This window comes from Teichococcus vastitatis (assembly GCF_003604215.1).
GTDB lineage: Bacteria > Pseudomonadota > Alphaproteobacteria > Acetobacterales > Acetobacteraceae > Pseudoroseomonas > Pseudoroseomonas vastitatis.
This window is the reverse complement of sequence record NZ_QXGS01000191.1, coordinates 1-868: the sequence shown is the minus strand read 5'-3', so window position 1 is coordinate 868 and position 868 is coordinate 1. Positions and strand designations below refer to the sequence as shown.

Below are 868 nucleotides of genomic sequence, written 5' to 3'. Positions count from 1 at the left end.
TTGGCGGCCTCGTAGAGGCAGGTGCGGGTGAAGGCGTCACCGCACTTCGAGATGCGGCCGTGCCGGTCCGTCTCGCCTGACTGATAGCGGGTCGGTGTCAGCCCCAGGTAAGGTCCGACATCACGGGCGTGCTTGAACCGCTCCGGTTCGTCGATGGTGGAGAGAAAGGCGACAGCGGTGATTGGCCCGACGCCAGGCACGGTCATGAACCGCTTGAGGGTCGGCTCGCTGCGCACCAGGCGGCGGATGTCACGGTCGAGCGCTGCTACCTGCGCCACGACGTGCCGCCGCACCTCGGCCAGCTTGGCTACCAGAGCGCTGATCACCGGATGCCCCTCGGCCAGTGTTTCGGCACGGCGGACCAGGGCGTCCGTGTTGCCAGGGCCCAGGATCAGGCCAAAGGTCTTGAGCAGGCCACGGAGCTGCGCGTCCAGGTCGGTGCGGATGGTGACCAGCCTGCGCCGGGCCGCGAGCAGCGCCAGGCGTTCATGCGAGGTGAAGCTCTTGGCCACGACCTCACGGTACCAGCCCATCCGCAGAATTTCGGCCAGTCCGCGGGCATCGCTGCGGTCCGACTTGGTCGGCCGCATCGACAGTGCGGCATGAGCATGACGGGCGTCCATCAGCACCACCGGCAGTCCCGCAGAGGTCAGCGTGTGGTACAGCCATGGAGAGGTGGCTCCTGTCTCAAGGCCGACCTTCACCAACCGCGGTGCCTTGGCCTGGATGAGCTTGATCAGGAGCGCGGGCTCGGCCGCGGATTTGCCTTCGAACACCACGGCTCCCGCGGCGTCGATCACGCAGACGCTGATCTCCTTGAGCGAGACATCCAGCGCGACATACTGCTCCATGGCGGCTCTCCCGATGC

Annotated in this window: 1 protein-coding gene; it reads right to left on the bottom strand. The window is 66.9% G+C overall.

Annotated elements, in window-relative coordinates:
* The coding region (locus tag D2K64_RS23860; protein WP_120010916.1) for an IS110 family RNA-guided transposase at positions 1-851 on the bottom strand (851 nt) is incomplete at its 3' end.
* Positions 852-868 lie beyond the last annotated feature (17 nt).